Here is a 26,417-nt window from a genome sequence, read left to right as displayed (position 1 = left end):
GAGACAAAACACATGAATGCAGGCATTCGGCCCGTGGGCACGACCGTTACCGTTGGACAGGTAGCGGGCACCGAAGACGTGTCCCATAACCTCAAGGAAATCGAAGCCGTCGTCGAGGCCGCCAGTCGTGCGGGCTCGTCCTTGGTGGTATTTCCCGAAGCGGTGATGTACCTGTTCACCGAGCCTGCTGACGTGATTGCCCAAGCCGCCATGGCGCACGGCGCGCAAGTCGAGGCGACGCTTCAGTCCTACGCCGATCGCCACCGCATCGCCATCGTCGCGGGCCTGTACCTGCCTTCGTCGACGAAGGGGCGCTCGCGCAATGTCCTGGCACTGTTCCAGCCGGGAAGTGGCAAGTCCACACAGTATGACAAGCTGCACCATTACGACGCCTTCGACTTCAAGGAGAGCGAGAAGCACGATCGCGTGCCGCTCCAACCGAATTACGAAGAGCTGGTGGTCTTCGAATGCGACGGGATCAAGTTCGGACTGCTGAATTGCTATGACCTGCGCTTTCCCGAGATGAGCCGGCTTCTTGTCGAGAAGGGCGCGGATGCGCTGATCGTGGCATCGGGATGGGTGGCTGGACCGTTGAAGGCCCTGCAGTGGGAAACGCTGGCGCGAGCTCGTGCCATTGAAAACACCTGCTATGTCGTGGCCTGCTGCCAGCCCGCGCCGAATTCGGTAGGCTTGTCGATGATCGTCGATCCGATGGGCGCCGTCATCGCGGGCGTGCATGAGAGCGCCGGTTATGCCAGTGGGCGCATGGATATGGCGCGCCAGGCCTACGTAAGGTCCATACTGCCTTGCGTGTCGCAGCGCCGCTACATGCTCATGCAACGCGATGCCGCAAGTGAGGGGGTGCAGCATGGCGTTCGCTGATTCCCTGCCTGGGGTTCAAGCTTCCGAAAAAGCACCGCGCGAGATGCGTAAGGTCGTGGTTTCGGCCGCCATGGGGCAGTTCGTGGAATGGTACGACTTTGTCGTGTACGCCTATTCCGCGACGATGCTGGCAAAACTCTTCTTTCCGAATTCCGACCCGGTGGCCGCCTTGCTGTCGACGTTCGCGGTCTATGCCGTCGGCTTTCTGATGCGCTTGTTCGGTGGCTACGTGTTCGGCAGGCTGGGCGACCGCTATGGGCGAAAATCGACGCTCGCCGCCATCATTCTTCTGATGGGTATATCCACCATCGGCATCGGCCTGCTTCCAACCTATGCGCAGATCGGTGTCTGGGCACCGGCACTGCTCGTGCTGTGCCGGATGCTGCAAGGGCTGTCGGCGGCGGGAGAAGCGACAGGATCGAACTCCTTTGTCGCCGAGCACGCGCCGCAAGGCAGGCGCGGTATAGCCGTCGCCTTTACCTACTCTTTCGCGAATGTGGGCCCGATCGCGGCCGCGTTAGTGGTGCTCGGCGTGACCAGCGCGCTTGGGCCCGATAAGTACAGTGACTGGGGCTGGCGGATTCCCTTCCTGCTTGGTGCGCCGCTGGCGCTCGTCGGCATTTATATCCGGGCGAAGGTAGGCGAGTCGCCCGCCTTCGAGGCGACAAAGGCGGCCCGGCGTGGACCGGCGCAACCCTTCCTTGCCACGTTGAAAGAGCACCGCGCGGGCGTCGCCTTCACCTTTGTGTTGTCAGCCTTATCCAGTCTGGGTTTCTATACCCTGGCCGGCTACTTCGTGACTTACCTGGTGACGACGACCAGGCTCAGCGCCCATGACGCCTTGATATCCAACTGCATTGCGCTGGTCCTTGCGTTCCTGGCCATGAATCTGGGCGGATACCTGTCGGACCGCTTCGGGCGCAAGCCGGTTCTCCTTGGTGCATTGCTACTGAGTATCGTGACGCTGATTCCCGGCTATATGCTGGCGGGGCAGGGGACCTTGGGCCACGCGATACTCGGACAGGGTTTGATCGCCATCGCCGGTGGTCTCTTTTGGGGGCCGCTGCCGATTGCCTTGCTGGAGCTCTTTCCCACCCGCGTGCGCTTGAGCTGCGCATCGATCAGTGTCAATGCCGCCTATGCATTGTTCGGCGGGACGGCGCCTTTCCTGAGCACATATCTGCTTGGCCTCACGCATAACAACCTGGCGCCTGCCTATTACGCCGTGGCTGTATTCCTCCTGGCGGTGCCGTTCATTCTGCGTATGCCGGAGACTTATCAGCGTCCCATGCTGCAGGAGGGCGATCTGGACAGCGCCACGACCAAGTAGCGCTGCTGACCAGATGGCGGAACTTACTTCTTGCTGACCTTGGCTTGCAATGCCTTGGCCATTGCCAGGTGCGATTGCAGGCCGGGCAATGTCTTTTGCGCGAAAGCCTTGATATCGGCATCCTTGGATTCCTTGGCGGCTTTCTGGAAGAGCTTCACCGTGCTTTCATGGGCGGCCACGCCGATGCGACGTGCGTACAGGCTGTCGAAACTGTCGTCCGTCACATCAAGGGCTTTCAGCTCGCCCTTTTGCAGCAGTGAGGGCTCGGTGGGCGGCGTATAGCCCTTGGATTTGGCCAAAGCCGCCAGTTCCTCGCCTACCGCGGTGTGATCCTTGATCATCTGGTTGGCGAATGCGGTGACGTCAGCATTCTTGGACTTCTGCAGCGCCTTCTTGCTGCCTTCGATTTCGGTATATCCGCCTTGAGCGGCGTTCTCAAGGAAACTCTTGTCCGCGCTGGAAAGGCGCGTGGCGGTCTGCGCCCCGGAGCCGGACACGGTCTGGGCAGACGCGGCGAGGGGGACGGTCATAACGCAGCAGGCGGCCAGTGCCAGCCCAGCAATGGATTTGCTCATGAGGATTCCTTCGTTCGATTAGGGACGCTTATCCCATGCAAGCGCCGTGCCGCGGCGGGCGATAGCGAAGCGCGAACGCGATAGCGGAAAGAATCTTCCCGGGACTCAGGCGCCATGAGACTCTCCGATCTGTTTTTTCAGGCAGCAGTCGAGAGGGTTTCGGTGTGGACAAGAAAACAATCGTTTTAATACAGGCAGGGTCGCCGCCGGACGAGATCCGGCTGGCGCTGGGTGACTATCCCGCCTGGTTTTGCAGCGCACTCGGTTTATCCCCGGACGACGTGGAAGTCGTCCGTGTGTTTGAAGGTGAAGCGCTGCCTTCTCCCGATCCGGCACGTGCCGCCATCATCACCGGATCATGGGCAATGGTCTCGGACCGCCACCCCTGGAGCGAGGCCACCGCGCAGTGGATACGCGACGCGATGGCAATGGAAATGCCTCTGTTTGGCGTCTGCTACGGGCATCACCTGATGGCGCATGCCCTGGGCGGTCACGTCGGGTATCACCCGGCGGGTGGAGAGATCGGTTGCCATGAAATCCAGCTGAACGACGATGCCTTGGCCGACCCGTTGCTGATGAGTATGCCCGCGCGCTTCGCGGCGCATCTGACCCACATGCAAACCGTCATCGACGTGCCACCTGGCGCCCAGGTGCTGGCGCGGTCCGCCCACGATTCCCACCAGATTCTGCGCTACGGCCCGCAGGCGATTTCCGTGCAGTTCCATCCTGAATTCACACCGGAGAGCTGTGCGGCCATCGTCCGCTATCACGCCCGCGCCAAACACGAGGCCGCCGAGGACCTCGACGGCTTGCTGGCAGGTGTAAAGCCAGCACCTGAAGCCACCGCGCTTCTCTCTCGATTTGTCGCGCAAGCGCTGTAAACAAGGATCCGGTCAAGGAGACAAACAAAATGAAAACGAAGAGTGGGGAAGAGGCAAAGCTGAAGAAGGTGCTGGGTTTGACGGATGTCCTGGCGCTGACGGTGGGACTGACGATAGGCCCCGGGGTGCTGGTGCTGATGGGTCCCGGGATCGGGCTGACGGGCAAAGGCGTGGCCCTGGCGTTCTTCATCGCGGGTATCGTGAACTGCATCAATGTCATTCCGATGGCGCAGATGTGTTCGGCGATTCCGACAACCGGCGCCGGGTATCGCTATTCGTCACTGCTGCTGGGCCCAAGATGGGGCTTTCTGTTCGAGCTTGGCGTCATCATGTCGAAAGTGACCATTGCATTGTTCGCACTGTCGTTCGCGCAGTATGTCCAGGGGCTGTTTCCCGGCGCGCACATTCAATGGACCGCCTTTGGCGTTCTGACCTTCTTTTTCGTCCTTAATCTTCTTGGCCTGAAGTCCGCGGCCTTCATGCAGCGGTGGCTGGTCCTGGTCAAGCTGTCCGGACTGGCGCTTTTCGTCATCTGGGGGATCTCCAAGGTCGATATCGGCAGCTTCACGCACATGACCGAGTTGCTGCCCTCTGGCTTGAACGGCATGTTGCAGGCCATAGGACTCGTCGCCTATTCGAGCTTCGGCGCCGTCACCGTGGCGGAACTCGGTGGCGAGATGAAACGGCCGGCGCGCGACCTGCCTATCGGGCTGATCGTCGGCACCTTCGGCGTGACGCTCGTCTACGTGGTGATTGCGTTCGTCGCCGCAGGGGTTTTCCCAATTGCCGATGTGGCCAATAAGCCTCTAACGTATGTCGCGCAAAAGATCATGCCGCATGGCTACTTCGTGTATTTCACGATCGCGGGGGCCATCGTGTCGATCGCGACCACGCTCAACGGCGTTTTCCAATGGATTACGAAGGGGCTGGTCGTTGCTTGTGAAGACGGTTGGCTGCCGAAGCGCTTCGGCACGGTGAATGCCCGTTTCGGCACGCCGCACTTCTGTCTGATTTTCTTCTACGTTCTGGGCGTCTTTGTGATTGTGAGCGGTATTACGGTAGTGGACATCGCCCGTCTCGGGTTCGGCGCCCTGGTGGCGATCAACATGATTCCGGCCGCGGGCTGCGCGCTCTTGCCAAAGAAGTATCCGGCCGAATATGCGGCTGCCCCTTTCCGTCTGCGGCCGGGGCTTCTGTATACCTGCGTTGCTCTCGCCTTGTTGTGCATGGCGGGGCAGTTCTATTACCTTATGTCCGGCCTTCCCATGCACTTGCTGGTGATCGAAGGTGTGCTGTTCCTGGCGGCGGCGGGCTATGTGGTGTTTGCAGGCCGTCGACGTGAGACCGCGCAGCGCCAGTTCCAGTTGGAGTCATCAACATGAATTCGAATACAAACGCGGAAAGGCACGCCGCGGATCCGGGTAGCTATGCGACCGAGTACAAGAAGCGGCTGGTCGAGACCCCGACCTATCGTGTCACGGAGTTTCGCGTCAGCGTGGGCCAGGAAAGCCCTTGGCATTTCCACACGTCGGTGTCCGACCTTTTCTATGTCCTGACAGGGCGTTTGCAGATATTGCTTGCCGATCCCGCGGAATCCATCGAGCTTCAGTCGGGTCAGAGCTACCAGATTGCCTGTAAGCGGGTGCATCGCTTCCAGGCGGTGGATCAGGAGGGCGCCAGCTATCTGCTCATACAAGGCGTGGGCGCCTTCGATTTCGTGAAGGTGAAGGACGAGGCGCCGGCCGCTGGTCAGTGATAATGGCGGATTCGGGAACCCAGCCATGACCATGACTTTGCAGCAGCTTAGGGATTTTCTGGCAGTCGTCAATCATGGCGGGGTGCGGGCCGCGGCACGGGAACTGGGTGTTTCGCAGGCCGGGCTCACCAAAAGCGTCGCGCGGCTTGAGCAGACCACGCAGTCTGAACTGTTTCTGCGGACCTCACGTGGCGTCACGCTGACCGAGGTGGGGGAACAGCTGTTTCACCATGCCGTTGCCATTCTGCGGGAGTGTGAGCGGGCGGAGTCGAAGTTGCTGCAGCTACGGGGCAGCGAGGCGGGCAAGGTCGAGTTGGGCATCTCGCCGGTCGCGTCGCTGAATCTTTTGCCGGCGGTGACGGCGGAATTCCGGCGCCGCTATCCCTTGGCGCAGCTTAGCGTCACCCCCGGTTTCTCCCATTCATTGATCCCCATGGTTCGGTCGGGGCATCTGGAGCTTTCCGTATCGTCGATTCCCGACGATTTCGATACTACCGGGCTGGTCACGATACCGTTGTTCCCCACGGAGCCCGTCGTCGTCGGACGCAAGGGCCATCCGCTGGCGCATAGTCGGTCCGTCATGGATCTGGTGGATAGCGATTGGGTGGAAACCGGCATGACCGACCGCTTTGGCGCGTCGGGCAGCAGTGTGGGAACGATGTTCGCGGAAGCGGGATTGGGCAAGCCGAAGATTTCGGTGATTTGCGATTCCCTGTCCGACACCATCCTGCTGGTCTCGCGCAGCGATATGCTGTCCGTGCTGCCCGCCGCGATCTTCACGCAGAAGTTCATGCATACGGAGCTGGCGATGTTCCCCATCGCCACGCCCCTGAAGACGTTTCCGACGGCGGTCATCCACCGGGCGTCCCCGCCGCTGTCGCCGCTGGCCACGTCCTTGATGGGCATGCTGGTCTCTTACGCGAAGATCAGGACGAAAGTCCTGCACGGCACGAATAGCTGAAGCGTGCGTTATCCCTTGGGTAGCGAGATACGCCCGCCCTTGCGTCGGGGCTTGGGTTCAACGCCTATGCGTTCATCGCGGGCGAGCACCAGCAATGCCACGCTTTCGGCAGTGTCCTCGAAACCCGGATCGGTTTCCGGCACATATAGCCACTTGCCCAGCACAGGATGCGGCTGCAGGGCGGGCAACTCCTCGATGAGCGCCTCGTGACGGTCTTGCGAGGTACATACCAGCAAACCACTCCAGGGCTCGTCCCGATCCGCGGCCACCAGGCATAGCAGGCCGTCGAGATACGCGGCCAGACAGCCGAACATGGGTTTGGCAAGATAAGTCTCCTCACGCTCGAACACGTCGAAGATCCAGGTGAGTGAGTTGGGTCGGGCTGGCATCGGCGGCTTCCTTGTTGCAGATTATGGCGGCGATTGCGATGTCGCCACGGCCACTCTACGGGATTTCCCTTGCGTATGTTTGCGAATAGCCACGGCATGCCCCGGTCGGCAAGATAGCGATCGTGGTCAGCGCGAGGATGCATGGAGATCGAGGATGGAAACGCATTGCCTGGAACTGTTCCCTACGCATAGGCGTCAACCATTATCCCTGGGAGGTAAAAACGTGCGCATTCATAAAGATCCAAAATCGGCGGGGAGGGCGCGGCGAGGCGGAGCGGATATCCGGCCCCGGTTGATTCGCGTGGAAACGATCCTCGACATGGTGCTGCCGACGTTGGCAACGAAGTTTGACTTGCAGAAGTTGAGGGCGGAGTTACAAGCGTCGAGATCCGAGGCTGACTCCGACTTGCAGAAATTGAGAACGGAGGTTAAATCCGACTTCCAAAATTTGAGATCGGGGTTGCAAGAGTTTAGAGCGGAGTCTAAATCTGAGCTGCAAGAGTTTAGAGCGGAGTCTAAATCTGAGCTGCAAGAGTTTAGAGCGGAGTTTAAATCTGAGCTGCAAGAGTTTAGAGCGGAGTCTAAATCTGAGCTGCAAGAGTTTAGAGCGGCCTCTAAATCTGAGCTGCAAGAGTTTAGAGCGGAGTCTAAATCTGAGCTGCAAGAGTTTAGAGCGGCCTCTAAATCTGAGTCGCAAGAGTTGAGAGCGGAGTTCAAATCCGACCAGCATGAGTTGAGAGTGGAGTGCATATCTATCAGGACCGAGATGGCTGGGCTGGAAGCGAGACTCATACGATGGATGGTCGGTATGAGCCTGGGCGGCGGAGCGCTTCTTGTCTCCCTAATGAGCTTTCAAATGTCCAGGATGGAGGCAAGGCTGTTGCGGCACACTACGGTCGTCCCCCCCATCGCGGCGACTGGAGGGTCGAATTCCGTCGCAGGTGGGCTGCTCCCGCAGCGGGCTCCTTGAATCCTGACCCGCGCGCCGCCATGGGCACGCGCGCCGGTTAGTCCCATGATAATCATGCCGGTCTCTTATGCGAAAATCCGCAGCAGGGTTGCAAACCTGCAATGACGCGGATGCCGGGATGACGGAAGACCATAAGGATGATTTGCCAGCGGGTGGGGGAGACTGGATCCGGCGCTTGAAGATCCGGCACCTGGAAGTCTTCCTGACCCTGGAAACTTCAGCGACGCTGTCGAGTGCGGCAGAACGCATGCACATGACGCAAAGCGCCATGTCGCATTGGTTATCGGACCTCGAAGCCCTGGTCGGAACGCGCCTGGTAAAGCGCGACCGCCGCATCAGCCTGACGAAGGCAGGCGAGACATTTCGCTTGTTGGCTTTACGCGTGCTGGGCGACGTCGCGCGTACAAAAGAGGAGTTGCAGGCGATCGTCGGCTCGGCGCCGGAAATGCTTAGAGTAGGGAGCACCAGTGCCGGCGCCGCCGGCATTGTTTCGCAAGCTGTCGTGGCCTTCCAGAAGGAGCACCCCGACGCAGTCATCCGCCTTGAAGAAGGTAGCCTGGCCACGCTGATAGATGGTCTGGAAAAACGTCGGCTCGATCTCTTCGTCGGCACGCTGGATGGCCAGGTTCACAAGCCGGGCCTGGATCATGTGGTCCTGAAGGAAGAAACCCTGGTCCCCATCGTCCGCCGCGATCATCCTCTGACTAAGGTGCACGAGCCCCACTGGGCGGACCTGGCCGAATATCCCTGGATCATGCCGCTCAAGAACACGCTGGTCAGGACAATACTGGAAGGCGTCATGCTTGAGCATGGCCGGGCGGACCTGCATCCCCACGTCGAAACCGTCTCCTTTCTGGCGACCGAGGTGATCCTGGGCAAGACCGATTATGTTGCCATCACCAGCGGCACGCTTGCGCGGCGGCTGGCGGATTTCAGTTCCTTGCGCGCCTTACCCCTGCAACACGGGCATCTGCCGCAAGGGATCGTCTGGCGGCGTGGCGACAAGTCGCGCACGGCGGATAGCTTCATCGCCATGTTGCTCGCGCTTCCCGTATAGCTAGATGGCGCGGGCCGGCCTGATGCGCCTGCCCGCGTCCGGGTTTCAATCAGGCCCCGCCCGCGTAGCCGTCGCGTTGAGGATCCGCGCCGCCGCTCAACTTGCCGTCGAATTTGCTGATGCCATGGACACCGGCGAAGGCATAGCTCAGATGGGTCCGGCGTACTTCGTAGCCGCGCTCCTCCAGCTGTTGCTGTATCCGGGGCGGAATGCGGTTTGAAATATCGATGGCATTGCTGGTAGCGACCATGCGTGGCGCCATGATGGCCTCCTGCATATCCATGCCCCATTCAAGCAGATTCAATATCACCTGGGCGACGGCCGGACCTATCCATGATGCGCCCGGCGCGCCCAAGGTCGCCACTGGCGTGGCGCCGTCGAAAATCAGGGTGGGCGACATCGTGGAAAAACGTCGGCGGCCAGGCGCGATGGAATTCGGCCGGCCGGGTATCGGATCGTAGGTGCTCATCGCCCCATTGAGCATATAGCCGCGGCCCGACACGATAAAGCCGGAGGGGTTGCCCAAAGTGTGCGTGAATGACACGAACATACCGTCCTTGTCCACCACCGAGACATGCGTCGTATGTTTGCTGTCGTTGATCTTGGTCCGGGGCAGATCGTACTTCTGACCGGAGCGGATACGCTCGGCATAGGCCTCGATCGACGCGTCGGACAGTACTCGCTCGACGGGGTTGGAAACCTGCAGGGGATCGCCGAAGTGCATTTCCTTTTCGTGCAGGGCCATCTTCATGGCTTCCGCCAGAACGGAAATATAGGCTTCGGAATTGTGGCCCAGTTCCGTGAGGGGAAACTGCTCGGCGATTTTCAGAACCTGGGCGACGAGAACCCCACCGAAAGGGGGATGCGGAACCGATACGCCCCAGCCCCGGAAATCGAACGTCAGGGGACGCGATTCCAACACCTGGATGGCCGCCAGATCTTCCATACTCAAAAAGCCGCCCGCCTTGCGGACGTCATCGACGGTCGCTCGGGCCAGATCGCCGAAATACAGTTCGTCGGAGCCCTTATCGGCGATGGATTGCAGGGTGCGGGCCAGGTCCGGATTGAATATCCTTTCCCCGGGCTTGCGCAGGTTGCCATCCTTGTCCAGATAAATACGGCGGCCGTCCTCGGTGATGCCTATCTTTTCGCCGTAGTTCAGGCGGCCATATTTACGTTCATTCTGAGTGAAGACAGTGTAGACGTGGGGACGTACCAACCACCCCTTGTCGGCATAGCCGATCGCGGCCGGAAAGAGCGCCTTCCAATCGGTCTTGCCCAGCTTGCCATGTGCGTGCTCCATCAGCTTCAGCACGGCGGGGGCCGTCACCGAGCGCGCGCCGCACTCGTTTTCGTAGCCATCGACGATAAAGCCAAAGCCGTCGGTGGTTTCGCCGCGGTAGGTCTTTTCCCAGAGGTCGGACTTGATTTCCTGGGGGCAGCCGCCTATGCCTTCATACACTTGATGCGTATTGGTCTTGGGGTCATACACCTGCATGACACCCAGGCCGCCGATGCCTGACATCAGCGGGTCTACGACGCCCTGGACCAGGGCGCATGCAATGGCGGCATCGACGGCGTTGCCGCCTGCACGCAGGATCTCGACACCCGCATCGACAGCCTCCGGCTGCGGGGCGGAAACCATGCCGCTGGGATTGGGCATGCGGGGGGTAGGGCGGCGGGACATTGGGGAGAGCTCCTATGTTATTCAGGCTTGATGTGCATATCCTGGGCGATCTTCCCCAGTTTTTCATAATCTTCCTGCGCCCGCTGCTGCGCGGTCGGCGCGTCGCTGATGACGGGAACAAATCCAATTTCGGTAAGGCGCTTGCTGACCGCGGGATCTTTCATGCCCTTCTGCAGAGCGTCCTGGAACCTGGCAATCACGGGAGCCGGCGTACCGGCCGGCGCGGCCAGTCCAAACCAGCCCGTCCTGGCGAAATCCGGCAGGCCCAGCTCCTTGGCGGTGGGCACCTGCGGGTAATTGGCGATGTGATAATCGCTGGTGACGAACAAGGGGGTGACTTTACCGCTGGTGATATAGGGTGTCTGCGACGCCGTGTTATCGATCATCGAGTCCAGATGCCCGCCGATCAGGTCGGTCACCGCAAGCGAGCCGCCCTTGTAGGAAATCAGGTTCAAGTCTATGCCGGCGGCTTTCTCGAAGGATACCTGGGTGAGATTGGCGTGGGTGCCGGTGCCCGCATTGCCGGACGTGATGGCGCCTGGTTTCTGCTTCGCCAGCGCGATGAAACTCTTGAGGTCTTTTGCCGGGAAGTCGTTGTTGACGACGAATACGAAGGGTACCTCGGCCAGTATGGTGAGCTGGGTGAGATCCTTCACGGGGTTGTAGCGCAGCTTGTATAGCTGTGGATTAACCGCCACCGTGCCGGTGGCGGTCAACACGATGGTGTAGCCATCTGGCTTGGCGCGCGTCACATACTCCAATCCGATCGAGCCACCCGCTCCCGGCTTGCCGTCCACGATGACGGTTTGGCCCAACTGCTTTTGCAGTACTTCGGCGGTAAGCCTGGCCAGGGTATCCGACGCCGAGCCGGGCGCATAAGGGTAGATCAGATAGATCGGCTTTTCGGGGAAGCTTGCGTCCGCCGCGTGGACGAGGCTTATCGGCAGGGCAGCCGCCAGGGCGGTCGCGCAGAGAGTACGTCGTAGGCGTTTCATGGATACCCCTTTTTATTCAAGCGCGGTCCAGCGCCTGCAGGATGACAGGAATGGCGAGGGCGCCAATGGTGTTGAGAATGGGCAAATCGCGGTCGGAATACTTTCCTTCCTCCGCAACCAGGTTGAATGACCCCAAGGTGACGCCGTTCCATCTAATTGGAATATTCGCTACAGATCCGCAGCCCAGGGCCGCGAAAACTTCGTGGTCGGGGAAGGCGGCCGCGCATTCGTCCAGCGTGCGGCTGATCGAGGGCTCGCCGCGTTCGATGACCTTCTTGAAAAAGGGGCTATCCGGCCTGATGGGTTTGGCCCCGGAGACAGGGTAGATATCCGGCCGGCTGCTATAGACGCGCCGCGATTCGTCCCGCACGCGATCGATGACGAGCACGGTCAACAGCTTGAAACCCACACACGCGTGCAAGACTTCAGCAAAATCGTGCAGCCGCTGCATCGGCGTGCCTGCCGCCGCCAGGGTGGTGCTTGTCCGCTGCAATTCCTTCAGATATCGATCCATGGTCACCCGGGCAGAATGGGATGGCGTCGGTCCGCCATCTCCCTGAAGAATTCATTTTGTGTGCGGGCTATGCGTCGGGCCTAATGAAATAAAACTGAAGAACCATGAGCCGCAGCTCATGCCCACGGTTCGCCAGTGCCGGGCTGCCTGCCCGCCTGACCTGCCGGTAAGGCCTGCATTAGGGAAATCCCCGGTAGCGGCCCTGGATGTAACGGCGTCTGGCGTAAACTTTCGCGTCCAGCCAATGCTGGGTTTGCCGGCGGCTACCCCCAAGTCGCCGGAAGAACAGGGCCCCACAGATAGATGCAAAACAAAGATCAAACCCTGGCGAAAGATGCGGGCGTGAAGCACGCCAGTATTCTTCCGTATATCGTCGCGGCGACTTTCTTCATGGAATATCTGGACACGACGGTCATCGCGACCGCCTTGCCGCAGATGGCCAAGTCGTTTTCCGTCGGTCCGAATGAAGTCAGTCTGGGCATGACGGCGTATATGCTGACGCTCGCGGTCTTCATCCCGATCAGCGGCTGGATCGCGGATCGCTTCGGCTCGCGCACGGTCTTCGCCGCCGCGCTGGTCATATTCACCCTTGCGTCGGTGCTTTGCGGGTCTTCCTCCAGCCTGGGCTTCTTTACCTTCGCCCGTATTCTGCAAGGGATAGGCGGCGCGATGATGGTGCCGGTCGGACGCATGATCGTCGTCCGCAATACCGAGAACGCCAAATTGATGAAAGCCATCGCCACGATCACCTGGCCCGGCATCATCGCGCCCGTCATCGGGCCGTCGGTCGGCGGCTTCATCACCACCTACGCGTCGTGGCATTGGGTGTTCCTGATGAACATTCCGTTCGGGATCGCGGCTTTCGCGGCCGTCTGCGCCTACGTGCCCAATCAATATGGCGAAAAGAAACGGCGCCTCGATATCCCCGGCTTCCTGCTCAGCGGCGCGGCACTCATCTGCCTGCTATACGGCACGGAGCTCGCCAGCCACGAAGGGACGCCCGTGATCCATGCACTGGCGTTCATGCTTGCTGGCGTAATTCTGGGCGTCGCCGCCGTCCGGTACTTGAAGCGTGTGCAGGATCCGCTGCTGGATATCTCGGCATTGCGAGTGCCGACCTATTCGGTCACCGTGCTGTGGGGGGCCGCGACGCGCATCGGTATCGAAGCCGTGCCTTACCTTTGCCCCTTGCTGTTCCAGATCGGTTACGGCTATTCGCCGTTCCAGTCGGGCCTGCTTTTGCTGGCCACCGCCGTCGGCAATATCGGCATGAAGCTGTTCACGACACATCTGTTCAGACGCTACGGTTTCCGCACCGTGGCGCTGGTGAATGTCTGCATCGCCAGCGTACTCATGCTGACCCTCGGCTTGCTCGATATTTCGACGCCACTCTTCATCCTGATCGTGGTCCTGTTCGGCTACGGCCTGGCGCGTTCCTTGCAGTTTTCCTTGTTGGCGACCCTGGCCTATGCCGATGTGCCGCCCGCCCAGAAAGGCCCTGCCAGCACGCTCTGGAGCGTGGCACAGCAGATGACCATCGGCATGGGTATCGCCTTCGGCGCGCTTTGCCTGCGGGTCGCCGACGCCATCCATCAGCCGGCGGCCGGCGCCGGCCTGGCGCATTTCGATCTGGCGGACTTCAGGTGGGCCTTCGCCGCGGCGGCATTGCTGACCCTGGCTTCCATCGTCGGCTACCTGCGCCTGGCGCGGGACGCGGGCAGCGCCATCGGGGGCGGCTCGCTGCGCCCCCGTGTCCGCGCCTGAAAGTGTTAGTAGACGGTGCCGGGCTTTACGGCTCGTGTGCCTTTGAACTTCCCGGCAAGCGCTGACGTTGCCTGGACCAGCAAGCTGGTGTCCAGGCCGACGGCGACGAAGGTGCAGCCCAATTCCAGGTACTGGCGGGCCAAGGTCTCGCTGGCGGTCAGTATCCCCGGCGCCTTGCCGGCGGCCAGGATGCGCTTGATGCCGTCGGTAATGGCTGCCTGCACGTCCGGGTGATCGGGGTTGCCGACATGGCCCATCGATGCCGACAGGTCAGCCGGGCCGATAAAGACGCCATCGACGCCCGGCGTGGCGGCGATAGCGTCCAGGTTGGCCAGTCCATCGCGTGTTTCCACCTGGACCAGCACGCAGACCTGGGCATTCGCCTCCTTGAAATAGTTGCCGCGGCGGCCCCAGGCGGAGGCGCGCGCGCCCGCCATTCCGCGTACGCCGCCCTTGCCATCGTCCTGCGGGTAGCGCGCGGCGCGAACGATGCGCGCGGCCTGTTCCGCGGTGTCGACCATGGGCACCAGCAGGGTCTGCGCGCCAAGGTCCAGATACTGTTTGATCAGCATTTCACCGATCTCGCCATGGCCCATGGGGACGCGGGCGATTGGATGGCTGGCGGGATATGCCGCCGTGGCCTGCAATTGGGATAACAACGTCAAGGTGTCATTGGGACCGTGTTCGCCGTCGATCAGCAGCCAATCGAAACCCGCCGCGGCGCAGAGCTCGGCGGTATAAGGGCTGCCCAGGCCCAGCCAGAGTCCGATCTGGGGTTGGCCGGCGGCGATGGCGGCTTTGAAGGGGTTGACCGGGGTTTCCATGAAATCCTCGCAGCGGGGCGCGCGGCGCCCTTGTCGGTTGCAGTGTCCGGCGGCCAGGTGCCGCCAGGGCCAGGTTGCAGGCTTTTGCCTCACGGGCCAGTTTATCCGCAAGCCGCGCCACGCCGGTCTGACGGCGCGGATCACGCGAACAGCTGGCGGGCCTGCTTCAAGAGTTCGCTTTTGTTGAGTGCGCCTACCAGCCGGCGCGATTGCGGATCGGATAGCACCGGCGTGCGTTCGGCCGGCGATTCCACCACGGTCTGCCAGATGTCGAACAGCCGCTGGTCAGCGTAGACGACGGGTAGATCCTTCACATACGTGGACGAGCCGATGGCTGCCTCCGCCTCGCCGGCGTTCACGCGGGCCACGATGTCCTGCAGCCACACCGCGCCGCGGAAATGCGCATCGTCGTCGATGACGAAGACGAAGCGGTTCTTGCCGGCCAGGCCGACTTCCATGGCCGCGCGCAAGGACGTGCTCGCCTCGACCGGGCTCGCCAGCGGCCGCATGACCGCCGCCGCGGTGGCGTCGGCCAGCCGGCCGCGCCGCTCGGACCGGGCGCGATGGCGCGCGGTGACGGAATACGCGCCGTTGTCGCCCAAAGCCATGGACGTGGCGTAGGCCACCACGGTGGCCACCATCAAGGGGAACACGAAGGACGATTCCCGTGTCATCTCGAAAACCATCAGCGTGGACATGAGCGGCGCCTGGGTCGTTGCCGCCAGGCCGGCGGCCATGCCCGCCACGCCCAACAGCACCGCGCTGTCCGACACCCCCAGCCACTGCGCGACCAGCGGCGCGCAGGCCGATCCCGCCAGCGCGCCTATCATCAGCGACGGCGTGAACAAGCCACCGATGGCGCCGGCGCCCACGGTCGCCGCGGTGGCGAGAATCTTCAGCGCCAGCAGGATCAGCAAGGAAGAGGACAGGGCCTGCCCCGCGTCGGCCGGCCTTTCCAATAGCGCAACGATGGGCGCGAAGCCATTGCCCGTGACGTCCGGCGCCCACAGCGTGATCAGGCCGACGATCAAGCCCCCGGTCGTCATGCGGACCACGAGGGAGTCGTGCAGGCGTGCGAAGCCCGCGCGCGCCAGTCGAACGACGCGCAGGAAGAGGGCGCCCGACGCACCGGCCGCCACGCCTACCAGAATCACGGCCAGCATGGCCGGGCCCGTGACGTCGAAGACGAAGGGCGGCAGAGCGTAGAGGGGAGTGAACTGACCCAACACGCTGACCACCCAGGTGGCCGCCGCGGCGGCGGTAAAGAGGAAGCCCACGCGCCGCAATTCCAGGCCGCCGTAGGCAATCTCGGCAATGAAGATCGCGGCCGCCAGTGGCGTGTGATAGACCGCGGCCAGGCCCCCCGTGGCTGCCAAGGCCACTGCCAGGCGAAAGTCCTCGCCCCGCAGCACGGACATGCCGCCCTGCGCGCCTGGCAGTGCGCGGAAGGGATGGCACAGCCAGGACGCCGCGGTGGCCGAGAGCTGCACCATCGCGCCTTCCTTGCCGATGGAGCCGCCCGACACGATGGAGAAGAACGAGGACACGCAACGCAGCAGCGATGGCAGGACGGGAATGCGATCGGTCTTGCCGTCTATGGTCTCCAGGTATTCGGACACCGTGCCCTGCGCACGTTCACGGCGCAAGGCCTGGACCAGGATCAGGGCGGCGATGGCGGCGCCCAGGGTCGGGCAGCCGACGCGGACATACCAGGGCAGGGTGGCGAAGATCTGCGAAATGTCGCGGTCGCTGCCGAATAGCCAGTGGGTGGTCTGTTCCAGGCTGGATCGGAAGGCCTGTGCCGCCAGGGCACCCAGCGCGCCCATCAGCGCGGCCACGAGCAGGCCGCGCAGGTAGCCGAGTGCCGCGCTTTCGGTCGCTGGCGAACGCGTCGTGTCGGCGCGGGTGCGGAAGAAGCGGGGGATCTTCATGCGTCTTTTTGATTCGTGGTGGCGTCGGTGTTCGCCCGTTGCAGGGATGCGCGCAAGGCCTTCATCTGCGGCGACCAGACGGCGCTGCGGCGCGTCACCAACGCCACTTCACGCCGCAGGGGCAGTTTCGCCGCGGTGGGCAGAGCGACCACGCCAGTGGCGTCTTCCAGCAAGGTGGCAGGGACCACGGTCAGGCTGTCCCCCTTGGCCACCAGTTTCAGCGCGCCGGCCGACACGAAATCGACTTCCAGTACCGGGACAGGCGGTTCAAGCCAGGCATTCGCATAGGCCGCGTCCAGTTGCTGTCGCAGCAGGGAGGTGCGCTTGGGCAGGATCCAGCGTTGGCCGGCAAGGACTTCCAGGGTGACCGCTTCGTGCTTCAACAGGGGATGGCCGCGGCGGACGACGATGCGCAGATCGTCGCGGCCGACCGCCTGCTGGCGCAGGGCGGCGGGCACGACGCGCTCCATCGGTGCGACGACGGCGTCCAGCGCGCCTTGCTCAAGCAGATCATGCAGTTCGTCAGCGACGCCCATGGTTGACACCACGCGCAGGCCGGGCGACTCGGGCAGCAGGATTTCCAGCGCGGGCAGCACGGCGGTGTCCATGGCCGCCGCCGTGGCGCCCACCCGGAGCAGACCGCCTTCACCCGACGACAAAGCCTGGGCATGACGGATGGCGTCTTCGTATTGGTCGACCACCTTGCGCGCATGCTCGGCGAACGCCAGCCCGGCGGCGGTCGGCCGCACGGCGCGCGCGCCGCGGTCGAACAGGGCCAGGCCGGTGTCTTCCTCCAGCCGCTTGAGCGACTTGGACAAGGCCGGCTGGGTCACCGCGCAGGCCGACGCAGCCCGGCCCAGATGGCCATGGGCCACCACGGCGAGGAAATACGAGAGATCGCGCAGGGACGGGTTCATGAACGTTAGTTATCTTTTAAATAACTGATGGGAATGAAAGTGTAGCGCGGATGACGATCGGGCCGAAGAGGGTGGCAATACCGCCACAGGGAAAACCCTTCTGGTCAAAGAAATGACATTTCTTCAGAATCAAGTTACTTGATTGTGTGAATGCGCACAGGCCTCGTCGTATGACCGACCTTCGAACCCCCGCCCCCGACGCTGCCGCACTGGAGCTTGGCACCCGTCTCAAGCACGCCCGTCTGGCGCGCAAGATGACGCTCAAGGACTGTGCCCTCAAGGCGGATTGCTCGGAGAGCCAGGTGTCCAAGGTTGAGCGCGGCCTGGTGGCGCCGTCGCTGGCCATGCTGCACCGCCTGGCGGCCGCGCTGGACACCAATGTGTCCTATCTGATCGGTGAGCGCCCGGCTTCCGGGCCGGTGCTGCGCCAGGGCAGCCGTCTGGTCTCGCAGTTCGTCCACGGCCAGGGCGGCATACAGCTGGAGCGCCTGGATAACGCCGAGCGCGGGTCGCTGTTGCAGGCGCATATCCACATCATTCCGCCAGGCGCGCGCAGCGACGGGCAGATCGAACACTTGGGCGAGGAAGTCGGCATCGTGCTTGAAGGCACGGTCCTGCTGACGCTGGGTGACACGCAATACACCCTGCAGGCCGGAGACGCTTTCCATTTTCCGAGCCAGGTACCACACGGTTATGAAAACGCCGGGCCGGAGGCAGCCCGTATCTATTGGGTGAACACACCCGCCACGTTCTAAGGCCGCCGGAGTGCGGTCGGAACAAGCAAGGGGATTTTATGTACAACTGGCAGTTTCACATCATTGCCGACTACTGGCCGGTGTTCCTGCGCGGCGCCATCGTCACGCTGGAAATCACCCTGGCCGCCACGATATTGGGCCTGGTAATCGGCCTGCCCGCGGGGATCGCACGCATGTCGCGCTCGCCCTACGTCCGCATGCCGGTATCCGTGTACGTGGAGTTTTTCCGCGCGACGCCGGCCCTGGTGCAGATCGTCTGGATCTACTACTGCTTTCCGATTCTTTTCGGCTTTCAGCTTGAGGCCAAGACCGCGCTGATCGTGGCGCTGGGTATCCATTCCGGCGCGTATATCGCCGAGATCGTGCGGGCCGGCGTCAATGCGGTGGACAAAGGCCAGTTCATGGCGGCGCGCTCCATCGGCATGCCGCATCTGATGGCCCTGCGCCGCATCATTCTGCCGCAGGCCCTGCAGAAGATGATTCCGCCTTTCATCAACGAGTTCGCCAACTTGATGAAGCTGTCCACCTTGGGCGCGATCATCGCGGTCTATGAACTGCTGCAGGAATCGAACAACCTGATCGCCACGACGTACCGGCCGCTGGAAACCTATACCTTCCTGGCGCTGGTGTTCTTCGCCATCACCTTCCCGTGGATCTGGATCTCGCGGCGCCTGGAACATCGTCTGCAGCGGCACGCCTGAACGGCCGCGCACTATATACAAGGGGAAAACGATGCTCAATATCGAGAGTCTGAGCAAGTCCTATGGCAGCCTGGAAGTGCTGAAGGACATCAACCTGCGTGTCGAGCCGGGCGACGTCGTTGCCATCATCGGTCCCAGCGGATCGGGCAAGAGCACGCTATTGAAGTGCATCAATTTTCTGGAGAGCTACGACCAGGGCGCCGTGCATTTCGACGGCCACCTGGTGGGCTACACCGACCGCGCCGGCAAGCGCGAGCCCGCGAGCGAGCGCAGCGTCAACCAGTTGCGCTCGCAGATGGGAATGGTGTTCCAGAACTTCAATCTCTTCCCGCACATGACCATCCTGCAAAACGTCATCGAGGGGCCCACGCAAGTATTGGGCGTGCCGCGCGACGAAGCGATCCAGCACGCCGAGGCCTTGCTGGCGCGGGTCGGCCTGTCGGACAAGCGGGACGTCAAGCCGACGCGCTTGTCGGGCGGGCAGCAGCAGCGCGCCGCGATCGCCCGCGCGCTGGCCATGAAGCCTCGCCTGATGCTGTTCGATGAGCCGACCTCGGCGCTGGACCCCGAACTCGTGGGCGAAGTGCTGTCCGCGATGCGGCAGCTGGCCCAGGAAGGCATGACCATGGTCATCGTGACCCACGAGATGGGTTTCGCGCGCGATGTCGCCGACCGCGTGGTCTTCATGGAGGGCGGCTACATCGTCGAAGAAGGGCCGCCCGACCAGGTTTTCTCCTCGCCCAGCAATGCTCGAACCCGGGAATTTCTCTCCCGCGTCTTGAACTGAACGGGTCCCACTCCGTGCCAGACCGCCGTTATGGCGGGGACGGCGCTCGTCTTTACAGACTCCTCACTACCTAGGAAGCATCATGAAAAAGCGCATCTTTTCGCTGGCCGCCTGGGGCGCTGCCGCCGTCCTCGGCCTGGCCGCCCTGGCTCCCGCCCACGCCGCGGGCGAGCTGGAACAGATCACCAAGCGCGGTGAACTGCGTATCGGCTACGTACCGTCGCCGCCGGGAACCGCCAAGGACCCCGTGTCGGGTGAGCTCACCGGTTTCTACGTCGAGGCCGCCAAGGCCGTCGCCGAGCAGATGGGCGTGAAGCCCGTCTTCATCGAAACGACGTGGGGCAACTTCGTTGCCGGCTTGCAGGCCAATCAATTCGACATGTCCATCGCGGCCACCTTCGCCACGGTCAAGCGCGCGATGGTGGTGGATTTCTCCAAGCCGTTGCTCTACCTGGGCAGCGTGGCGGTGGTGCGCAAGGATGATACGCGCTTCAAGACGGTGCAGGACATGAACGACCCCGCCATCAAGATCGCCGTGGTGCAGGGGACCGCCGCCGAAGACTGGGTGCGCCGCACGATACCGAAGGCAAAACTGGTTTCCCTGGGGGGCGGCAACCTGACCGCCGGTTTCATGGAAGTCGCAGCCGGCCGCGCCGACGCCAGCTTCGAGGACGGCTTCACCGCCGGGCGCTTCGTCGCGCAGCAGCCGTCCACCAAGGTCTTGTTCGCCGAAAAGCCGGTGTTCTTCCTGCCCGTGGCCTGGACCGTGAAGAAGGGCAATAGCGAGTTGCAGTCGGTGCTCGACATCGGTCTGGACAATCTGCTGATCTCCGGCCAGTGGGATGCCATGGTCGGCAAGTATCTGGATGGCGGCCGCTTCGTCGACCAGCCCAATCTGCGTGAGTTCCCGGCCAAGTCCGCCGTCACCGTCAAGTAATTCACTATCCAATACCAGGGAGCCGCGTGCTCCCGATCAGGAGCTGACATGCCGCACTATCCTACCTGGGACCAGATATTGGCCGGGAAACACTGGCGCACCACGCACTTCCCGCGCATCCGCGAGGACATGCCCACTTTCCTGGGCGTTCCGTATGCGATACGCGAAGAGGATATCCAGGGCGCGGACGTCGTAATCATCGGTTCGCCGTTCGCGGCGGGCTGGGGCAAGAAATACAGTGGCGTCGACAAGGCCGAGTGGCTGGCCGCGACGACGCGCGTACGGCAGCAATCCATCCGCTACCGTGGCGGCTATGTGCAGGATATGGACATCGATATCTTCGAGCATTTGAAGGTGGTCGATTATGGCGATGTCGATATCCCCATCGAAGCCAGCTACGAAGGCACTGTCGAACGTATCCTGGAAGCGCAGGATGCCGTGGAGAAGCGGGTCAAGCAGGCGCTCAACGCCGGCGCGGTTCCCGTGGTGATCGGCCAGAATTCGCCTTGCGCGTCCTATGCCGTGGGTCGTCCCATCGCTCAGCATGTGAAGGGTCCCGTCGGCATGGTCAGCCTGGACACGCATTGGGACGCCTTCCCCTATGACTGGGCCACGAAGAACGACCACATCGCGGGTTCGACCAACTGGAAGGACAAGCTGCTGCGCGACTGCCCGGAATACGCCATCAAGAATCTGGTGGAGATCGGCGAGCGGGGCATGCTGGAAGAAGCCAGCATCGTGCGGCGTTTCCTGCGCGAAGGCTGCTGCTTCATGCCCATGTGGAAGATACGCACGGAACTGGGCATCGAAGGCGTCGTCAAGAATCTCGACCAGGCCTATCAGGGCACCGACGCCGTCTATGCGCACTTCGACATGGACGTGCTGGGCGGCGCGGGTCCGACCGAAGGCGACCTGCTGGGCGAATTGGCCGAGCCCATGGGCATGACCGACTATGAGGCCATCCGCATCGCCTACGAAGTGGGCCGCAAGGGCTGCGCGGGCCTGTCCTTCCTGTGCATTCCGCCGGGCTCCGCCATCATGTACCGGGTCATCGTCTATGCCTTGACCTATTTCATGGCCGGCATGGCAAAACGCAAGCAGGAAGAGGGCAAGCTCTGACCATGGTGCAGATCGATACCGATCGGGTCCTGGCCACGCTGCGCCGTCTGGCGCAGTTCGGCGCCAAGGGCAAGGGGGTCTGCCGGCCCGCGTTCTCGGCCGAGGATCTGGCCAGCCGCCGGTGGCTGGCGGACCAGATGCGCGAGGCTGGACTCGATACCAGTATCGACGCGGTCGGCAACGTGTACGGCCGTTCGCCTGGCGTCAAGCATGCCCTGCTGGTGGGTTCCCATTCGGACAGCGTGCCCACGGGCGGCTGGCTGGATGGGTCCATGGGCGTGGTCTTCGGCATCGAGGCCGCGCGGGCCTTGCGGGAACAGATGCCCGCGGCGCCCGTCGGCATCGACGTCATTTCCTTCGCGGACGAGGAAGGCCGTTATCTAAGCTGCCTGGGCAGCCGCGCGTTCTGCGGTGAACTTGAAGAGGCGCAGTGGGACACGCTGGCCTATGAGGGCTGCACGCTACGGCAGGCCGCGCTGGCTGCCGGCCTGCCGGCCAGCGGACTGGCGCGCCTGGACCCGCAGCGTCACCTTGCCTACCTGGAAGCGCACATCGAACAGGGGCCCAGGCTGGATCGGGCCGGCCTGGATATCGGCGTGGTCAGTGGCATCGCAGGCATGCATCGCTACATCGTCACCTTCACCGGGCGGGCCGACCACGCCGGTACCACCCCGATGGAGATGCGCCATGACGCGGGCATGGCTGCCTTCGAGTTCGCCATCGACTGTGAGCAGCGCTTCAAGGCGGCCAGCGCCACCGACAGCGTGTGGAATTTCGGCGCGGTGCAGTTCACGCCTGGCGTGGCCAACGTGGTCCCGAAGGTGGCCGAGCTGACGGTGGAGCTGCGCGACATCTCCGCGCCGGTCATGGAACGCATGAGCGCGGCGCTGACCGCGCTGGTCGCCGAGCGTGACGGCGCCAGGCAGGTTGCGGTCAGCTTGCGGCAGCAGGGGGCTTTGCCGCCGGCCGTGATGGATGCGCGGCTATGCCAGGCGCTCGACCATGCGGCGGCAGAACGGCAGGGCAAGGCGATGACCATGCCCAGCGGCGCCATCCACGATGCCATGGTGCTGGCGCGTCATATACCCACGGGGATGATGTTCGTGCCCAGCATCGATGGCCGCAGCCACACGCCGGTGGAGGATACCGCTGACCACCACCTGGTGCTGGGCGCCCAGGTCTTTTTTGATGGCTTGCAGGACGTGGCGCGCACGCTGCAGGCGACGGCGGGGTAGGGCCCTGGGCTGACCAGCCGCCCAAGCCGCTATGCCCGCTTGAGCTGCGCGCAGAAGCGGGCGATGCGGGTGCACGCTTCGGTCAGCTCCTCGTCCGAGGTTGCGTAAGAAATGCGGAAGTGGCCTGGGGAGCCGAAGGCCGACCCATGGACGACGGCGACACCTTCCGCGTCGAGCAGCGCGTCGACGAAATCCCGGTCGGTCTCCAGCACTTTGCCATCAGGCGTCTTCGATCCGAGCAGCCCCACGCAGGACGGGAAGACATAGAACGCGCCCTGCGGCGATGGGCAGGTCAAGCCGTCTATGGCTGAAATGGCCGAGACCGTCAGGTCGCGCCTGCGCTGGAATGCCAGGCGGCGCGGCGCGAGAAAATCCTGGGGGCCGTTCAGGGCTTCCACCGACGCATACTGCGAGATGCCGCAAACGCCCGATGTCGATTGGCTCTGGATGACCTCCATGGCCTTGATAAGGGCGACCGGTGCCGCGCAGTAGCCCAGCCGCCATCCCGTCATGGCATAGCCTTTGGACATGCCATTCATCGTGACGGTCCTGGCCTTGAGCGCGGGCTCCACTTGCGCCATCGTGGCGAATGTCGCGCCGTCGTACAGCAGGTGCTCGTAGATGTCATCCGTCAGAACCCACACTTGCGGATGGCGCAGCAGCACGTCGGCCAGGCCACGCAGGTCGGCGGCGCTGTAGGCCGCGCCGGACGGATTGGACGGGGAATTGATCAACAGCCACTTCGTGCGCGGCGTGATGGCCGCTTCGAGCGCCTGCGGCGTCAGCCGGAAGCCCTCCGCCTGGGTGGTGGGCACGATCACCGGGACACCGGCGCTGAAGCTGACCATCTCTGGATACGACACCCAATAGGGCGCCGGGATGATGACCTCGTCGCCAGGATTGAGGGTCGCGGTGAGCACGTTGAAGATGATGTGCTTGCCGCCGGCCGAGACGAAGGTCTCCGCGACGTCATAGGACAGGCCGTTCTCGCGTTTCAGCTTCGCGACGATGGCGGCGCGCAACTCCGGAATACCGCAGACTGGCGGATACTTGGTCTTGCCTTGCAGCAGCGCCTCCACGGCGGCCTGCTTGATGTTCTCTGGTGTGTCGAAATCCGGCTCGCCCGCGCTCAACGCGATGACATCGCGCCCCTCGCTTTTCAAGACGCGGGCTTTCTGCGTGATCGCATTCGTGGACGAAATCTTGATACGGGACAGCGTGTCGGAAAGGAAGGCCATGGTTGGATGCCTGGGTTTTGAAGCTCGTTTGGCGGGGCGTGTTGCGCAAGAGTCAAGCGTGGCGAATATCGGACACGAACTTCTGCGCGCGGGGGTGGTCGGGCGTGGAAAAGAAGCGGTCGGGCGTGCTGGTCTCGATGATGCTGCCTTGATCCATGAAGATGACGCGGTCGGCCACCTCGCGCGCGAAGCCCATCTCGTGGGTCACGCAGACCATGGTCATGCCATCCTTGGCCAGCTGCTTCATGACTTGCAGCACCTCGCCCACCATTTCGGGGTCGAGCGCGCTGGTGGGTTCATCGAACAGCATGACGGGCGGCTTCATGGCGAGCGCGCGGGCGATCGCCACGCGCTGTTGCTGGCCCCCGGACAGTTCCGCGGGATAGGCGTCGGCCTTATTCGCAAGGCCCACTTTTTCGAGCAGCGCCATGGCCTGGTCGCGCGCTTCGCCTGCCGAGGCTTTCCGTACATCCAGAGGCGCCAACGTCAGATTGCGCATGACATTCATGTGCGGGAACAGATTGAACTGCTGGAAGACGAAGCCGATTTCGCTGCGCAGACGGTTCACGTCCGTCTTCTCGCTATGGACATCCTTGCCGTCGATGTAGATATTGCCCTTCTGAATGGGTTCGAGGCGATTGATGGTGCGGATCAAGGTCGACTTCCCCGATCCGGATGGACCGCAGACGACCACCACCTCACCCTTGGCGACCTCTTCGTTGATGAGATCCAGCGCCTTGTATTGCCCGTACCATTTCTCGACGTTGTGAAAGCGGATCATGTTGCGGTTCCTCAAGCCCTGCTTGCACGCAGGCCTGGCGTACTGCGTCGCTCCAGGTATCCCACGGCCAGATTGAGCAGGTAGCAGACGATGAAATAGAAGCTGGCCAGGATGAAATACACCTGGAAGGGCTTGGTCAGCAGCTGGCCACTGACCTGGTAGGCGGAATAGGTCAGCTCATTGACGCTGATGATGTAGCCCAGCGACGTGTTCTTGATCAGATTGATGAACTGGTTGAGGATGCTGGGCGTCATCTGCCGCAAGGCTTGCGGCAACACGATTTTGCGCATGGTCTTGGCGTAGCTCATGCCCAGCGAGCGGGACGCCTCCACCTGGCCTTTGGGGATGGCCTGGATACCCGCGCGGATGACCTCGGCCAGGAAGGCGGTTTCATAGAGCACCAGCGCGCAGACTACCGTGGTGACGCCCGAGACCGTATGGCCGGTGATCAGCGGGACCATGAAATAGGCCCAGAAGATGATCAGCAGCACAGGCAAGGCCCGCACGGTGGTCGTCAATGCCAGCGCCGGCAAGGCGACGACAGGGATCGTGGACGTCCGGGCGATGCCGACCAGCACCGACAGGGGGAAGGCCAGCATCAGGCCACCGACTGCCAGGCATAGCGTCAGCGCCAGGCCGCCCAGCGGGCCGTTCGGATATTGGCCGATAAGAAAGATAAGGCCGTAGTCGTGCAGGATGTTGATGATGTCTGTCATGGCGTCGTCATGCCTTTACGGTCGTCATGATCAGGCGGCGCTGCAACCACGAGCCGCAAGCGATGATGGTGAACGAGCAGACCAGATAGAAAACCGAGGCGATGGCATAGGTCTCGAACGAAAGAAAGGTTTCGTTCTCGATCTGGTGGCTGACGTAAGTCATCTCCGCCACGCCGATGGCCATGGCCAGGCTGGTCGACTTGAACAGGCTTAGCGTCTGGTTGACGATAGGCGGCACCGCAATGCGCAGCGCCTGCGGCAGAACAACGCGGCGCATGGCCTGCACGTAGCTCAGACCCAGTGCCCGCGCGGCTTCCATCTGCGTGCCGGACAAGGACTTGATGCCGCTGCGCAGGTCCTCCGACATATACGCGGCGGCATTCAAGGCCAGGGCGATCAAGGCGAAGATGAATTCCCCGTGCGCCGCGTTGATGGCCATCTGCCAGGACTTGGGCAGGATTTGAGATATGCCGAAGTACCAGAAGAAGATCTGCACCAGCCCCGGGATGTTGCGGTGATAGGCGACGAAGGCGCGGCACAATCCCTCAAGTATCCTGGAGTGCGAGGCGCGCAGGGCGACCACCAGCAGGGCCAGCGCGAACGCGCAGCACCAGGATATGAGAAACAGCAGGATGGATCGCGCGGCCCCCTGAATGAGCCATTGTGCATAGGGGCCGTCGTGCAGAAAACTGAAGTCCAGTGTCTGCATCGCGGT

The 26,417-nt window shown here is 62.6% G+C and carries 26 protein-coding genes; 14 read left to right on the top strand and 12 right to left on the bottom strand.

Translation table 11 applies throughout. The features are described from left to right. The first annotated feature begins 12 nt into the window (after positions 1 to 12). Positions 13 to 882, top strand: coding sequence for a nitrilase-related carbon-nitrogen hydrolase (locus tag ASB57_RS11380; RefSeq protein WP_057652338.1), 870 nt, complete (start codon positions 13 to 15; stop codon positions 880 to 882). Beyond that, positions 869 to 2,212 (top strand): MFS transporter, encoded by a 1,344-nt coding sequence (locus ASB57_RS11375; protein ID WP_057652337.1) that lies wholly within the window; start codon positions 869 to 871, stop codon positions 2,210 to 2,212. Before ASB57_RS11380 ends, ASB57_RS11375 begins: the two co-directional genes overlap by 14 nt. Before the next feature lie 23 nt (positions 2,213 to 2,235). On the opposite strand, the gene ASB57_RS11370 is transcribed toward ASB57_RS11375, so the two are convergent. Further along, a complete protein-coding gene (locus ASB57_RS11370; protein WP_057652336.1) occupies positions 2,236 to 2,787 on the bottom strand; it encodes a DUF4142 domain-containing protein in 552 nt (183 codons plus the stop codon). A 164-nt stretch (positions 2,788 to 2,951) separates the two neighbouring features. On the opposite strand from ASB57_RS11370, the gene ASB57_RS11365 reads away from it, so the two are divergent. Genes ASB57_RS11365 through ASB57_RS11350 form a run of 4 tightly spaced genes read left to right on the top strand, consistent with a single transcriptional unit; the run spans position 2,952 to position 6,385 of the window. Continuing rightward, entirely contained in the window at positions 2,952 to 3,668 is a 717-nt protein-coding gene (locus ASB57_RS11365; protein WP_057652335.1) for a glutamine amidotransferase, read from the top strand. 29 nt (positions 3,669 to 3,697) lie between these two features. After that, the gene (locus ASB57_RS11360) at positions 3,698 to 5,050 is read left to right on the top strand and encodes an APC family permease (RefSeq protein ID WP_057652334.1); all 1,353 of its coding nucleotides are present in this window, start codon (positions 3,698 to 3,700) and stop codon (positions 5,048 to 5,050) included. Further along, positions 5,047 to 5,424 carry a cupin domain-containing protein gene (locus ASB57_RS11355; RefSeq protein ID WP_057652333.1) on the top strand — a complete coding sequence of 126 codons (378 nt, stop codon included), beginning with the start codon at positions 5,047 to 5,049 and terminating at the stop codon, positions 5,422 to 5,424. The genes ASB57_RS11360 and ASB57_RS11355 overlap by 4 nt, the downstream gene beginning before the upstream one ends. Before the next feature lie 25 nt (positions 5,425 to 5,449). After that, a complete protein-coding gene (locus ASB57_RS11350) occupies positions 5,450 to 6,385 on the top strand; it encodes a LysR substrate-binding domain-containing protein (RefSeq protein WP_057652332.1) in 936 nt (311 codons plus the stop codon). A gap of 8 nt (positions 6,386 to 6,393) precedes the next feature. On the opposite strand, the gene ASB57_RS11345 is transcribed toward ASB57_RS11350, so the two are convergent. Further along, positions 6,394 to 6,774, bottom strand: a complete 381-nt coding sequence (locus tag ASB57_RS11345; protein WP_057652331.1) for a hypothetical protein — start codon at positions 6,772 to 6,774, stop codon at positions 6,394 to 6,396. Positions 6,775 to 7,862: 1,088 nt separating this feature from the next. Here ASB57_RS11345 and ASB57_RS11335 point away from each other — a divergent pair. After that, the gene (locus tag ASB57_RS11335) at positions 7,863 to 8,801 is read left to right on the top strand and encodes a LysR family transcriptional regulator (RefSeq protein ID WP_197425025.1); all 939 of its coding nucleotides are present in this window, start codon (positions 7,863 to 7,865) and stop codon (positions 8,799 to 8,801) included. A 49-nt stretch (positions 8,802 to 8,850) separates the two neighbouring features. On the opposite strand, the gene ASB57_RS11330 is transcribed toward ASB57_RS11335, so the two are convergent. Genes ASB57_RS11330 through ASB57_RS11320 form a run of 3 tightly spaced genes read right to left on the bottom strand, consistent with a single transcriptional unit; the run spans position 8,851 to position 11,997 of the window. Further along, positions 8,851 to 10,488 carry a gamma-glutamyltransferase family protein gene (locus ASB57_RS11330; protein WP_082621534.1) on the bottom strand — a complete coding sequence of 546 codons (1,638 nt, stop codon included), beginning with the start codon at positions 10,486 to 10,488 and terminating at the stop codon, positions 8,851 to 8,853. A gap of 17 nt (positions 10,489 to 10,505) precedes the next feature. Continuing rightward, positions 10,506 to 11,483, bottom strand: a complete 978-nt coding sequence (locus ASB57_RS11325; protein WP_057652327.1) for a tripartite tricarboxylate transporter substrate binding protein — start codon at positions 11,481 to 11,483, stop codon at positions 10,506 to 10,508. 16 nt (positions 11,484 to 11,499) lie between these two features. After that, positions 11,500 to 11,997: a GAF domain-containing protein gene (locus ASB57_RS11320; protein WP_156414133.1), complete on the bottom strand. Its 498-nt coding sequence runs from the start codon at positions 11,995 to 11,997 to the stop codon at positions 11,500 to 11,502. 303 nt (positions 11,998 to 12,300) lie between these two features. On the opposite strand from ASB57_RS11320, the gene ASB57_RS11315 reads away from it, so the two are divergent. Beyond that, positions 12,301 to 13,761 carry an MFS transporter gene (locus ASB57_RS11315; protein WP_057652325.1) on the top strand — a complete coding sequence of 487 codons (1,461 nt, stop codon included), beginning with the start codon at positions 12,301 to 12,303 and terminating at the stop codon, positions 13,759 to 13,761. 5 nt (positions 13,762 to 13,766) lie between these two features. Here ASB57_RS11315 and ASB57_RS11310 read toward each other — a convergent pair whose 3' ends face one another. The 3 genes from ASB57_RS11310 to ASB57_RS11300 all read right to left on the bottom strand — a co-directional run bounded on the left by ASB57_RS11310 (position 13,767) and on the right by ASB57_RS11300 (position 17,433). Continuing rightward, on the bottom strand, positions 13,767 to 14,585 hold the full coding sequence (locus tag ASB57_RS11310; RefSeq protein ID WP_057652324.1) for an aldolase/citrate lyase family protein: 819 nt from the start codon (positions 14,583 to 14,585) through the stop codon (positions 13,767 to 13,769). 140 nt (positions 14,586 to 14,725) lie between these two features. Then, positions 14,726 to 16,516 carry a chloride channel protein gene (locus ASB57_RS11305; RefSeq protein WP_057652323.1) on the bottom strand — a complete coding sequence of 597 codons (1,791 nt, stop codon included), beginning with the start codon at positions 16,514 to 16,516 and terminating at the stop codon, positions 14,726 to 14,728. Next, entirely contained in the window at positions 16,513 to 17,433 is a 921-nt protein-coding gene (locus ASB57_RS11300) for a LysR family transcriptional regulator (protein WP_057652322.1), read from the bottom strand. The genes ASB57_RS11305 and ASB57_RS11300 overlap by 4 nt, the downstream gene beginning before the upstream one ends. A 170-nt stretch (positions 17,434 to 17,603) precedes the next feature. Here ASB57_RS11300 and ASB57_RS11295 point away from each other — a divergent pair, with 170 nt between their 5' ends. The 6 genes from ASB57_RS11295 (at position 17,604) to ASB57_RS11270 (ending at position 22,967) form a co-directional block, all read left to right on the top strand. Then, positions 17,604 to 18,188, top strand: a complete 585-nt coding sequence (locus ASB57_RS11295) for a cupin domain-containing protein (RefSeq protein ID WP_057652321.1) — start codon at positions 17,604 to 17,606, stop codon at positions 18,186 to 18,188. 38 nt (positions 18,189 to 18,226) lie between these two features. Then, positions 18,227 to 18,889: an amino acid ABC transporter permease gene (locus ASB57_RS11290; RefSeq protein ID WP_057652320.1), complete on the top strand. Its 663-nt coding sequence runs from the start codon at positions 18,227 to 18,229 to the stop codon at positions 18,887 to 18,889. 31 nt (positions 18,890 to 18,920) lie between these two features. Then, positions 18,921 to 19,676 carry an amino acid ABC transporter ATP-binding protein gene (locus ASB57_RS11285; RefSeq protein ID WP_057652319.1) on the top strand — a complete coding sequence of 252 codons (756 nt, stop codon included), beginning with the start codon at positions 18,921 to 18,923 and terminating at the stop codon, positions 19,674 to 19,676. Positions 19,677 to 19,758: 82 nt separating this feature from the next. Beyond that, positions 19,759 to 20,613 (top strand): ABC transporter substrate-binding protein, encoded by an 855-nt coding sequence (locus ASB57_RS11280; protein ID WP_057652318.1) that lies wholly within the window; start codon positions 19,759 to 19,761, stop codon positions 20,611 to 20,613. 48 nt (positions 20,614 to 20,661) lie between these two features. Continuing rightward, a complete protein-coding gene (locus ASB57_RS11275; RefSeq protein ID WP_057652317.1) occupies positions 20,662 to 21,732 on the top strand; it encodes an arginase family protein in 1,071 nt (356 codons plus the stop codon). A gap of 2 nt (positions 21,733 to 21,734) precedes the next feature. After that, positions 21,735 to 22,967 carry a M20 family metallo-hydrolase gene (locus ASB57_RS11270; protein WP_057652316.1) on the top strand — a complete coding sequence of 411 codons (1,233 nt, stop codon included), beginning with the start codon at positions 21,735 to 21,737 and terminating at the stop codon, positions 22,965 to 22,967. Positions 22,968 to 22,996: 29 nt separating this feature from the next. On the opposite strand, the gene ASB57_RS11265 is transcribed toward ASB57_RS11270, so the two are convergent. From ASB57_RS11265 to ASB57_RS11250, 4 genes are read right to left on the bottom strand one after another with little or no spacing between them, the layout of a single operon-like run. Next, the gene (locus tag ASB57_RS11265; RefSeq protein ID WP_057652315.1) at positions 22,997 to 24,205 is read right to left on the bottom strand and encodes a pyridoxal phosphate-dependent aminotransferase; all 1,209 of its coding nucleotides are present in this window, start codon (positions 24,203 to 24,205) and stop codon (positions 22,997 to 22,999) included. A 52-nt stretch (positions 24,206 to 24,257) separates the two neighbouring features. Then, positions 24,258 to 24,986 carry an amino acid ABC transporter ATP-binding protein gene (locus ASB57_RS11260; RefSeq protein WP_057652314.1) on the bottom strand — a complete coding sequence of 243 codons (729 nt, stop codon included), beginning with the start codon at positions 24,984 to 24,986 and terminating at the stop codon, positions 24,258 to 24,260. An 11-nt stretch (positions 24,987 to 24,997) separates the two neighbouring features. Beyond that, positions 24,998 to 25,693 (bottom strand): amino acid ABC transporter permease, encoded by a 696-nt coding sequence (locus ASB57_RS11255; protein ID WP_057656080.1) that lies wholly within the window; start codon positions 25,691 to 25,693, stop codon positions 24,998 to 25,000. A gap of 16 nt (positions 25,694 to 25,709) precedes the next feature. Next, positions 25,710 to 26,411, bottom strand: coding sequence for an amino acid ABC transporter permease (locus ASB57_RS11250; protein WP_057652313.1), 702 nt, complete (start codon positions 26,409 to 26,411; stop codon positions 25,710 to 25,712). Positions 26,412 to 26,417 lie beyond the last annotated feature (6 nt).

It is taken from the genome of Bordetella sp. N, from assembly GCF_001433395.1.
Classification (GTDB): domain Bacteria; phylum Pseudomonadota; class Gammaproteobacteria; order Burkholderiales; family Burkholderiaceae_B; genus Bordetella_C.
The sequence above is the reverse complement of the archived record's forward strand: the minus strand, read 5'-3'. Positions and strand labels throughout refer to the sequence as shown.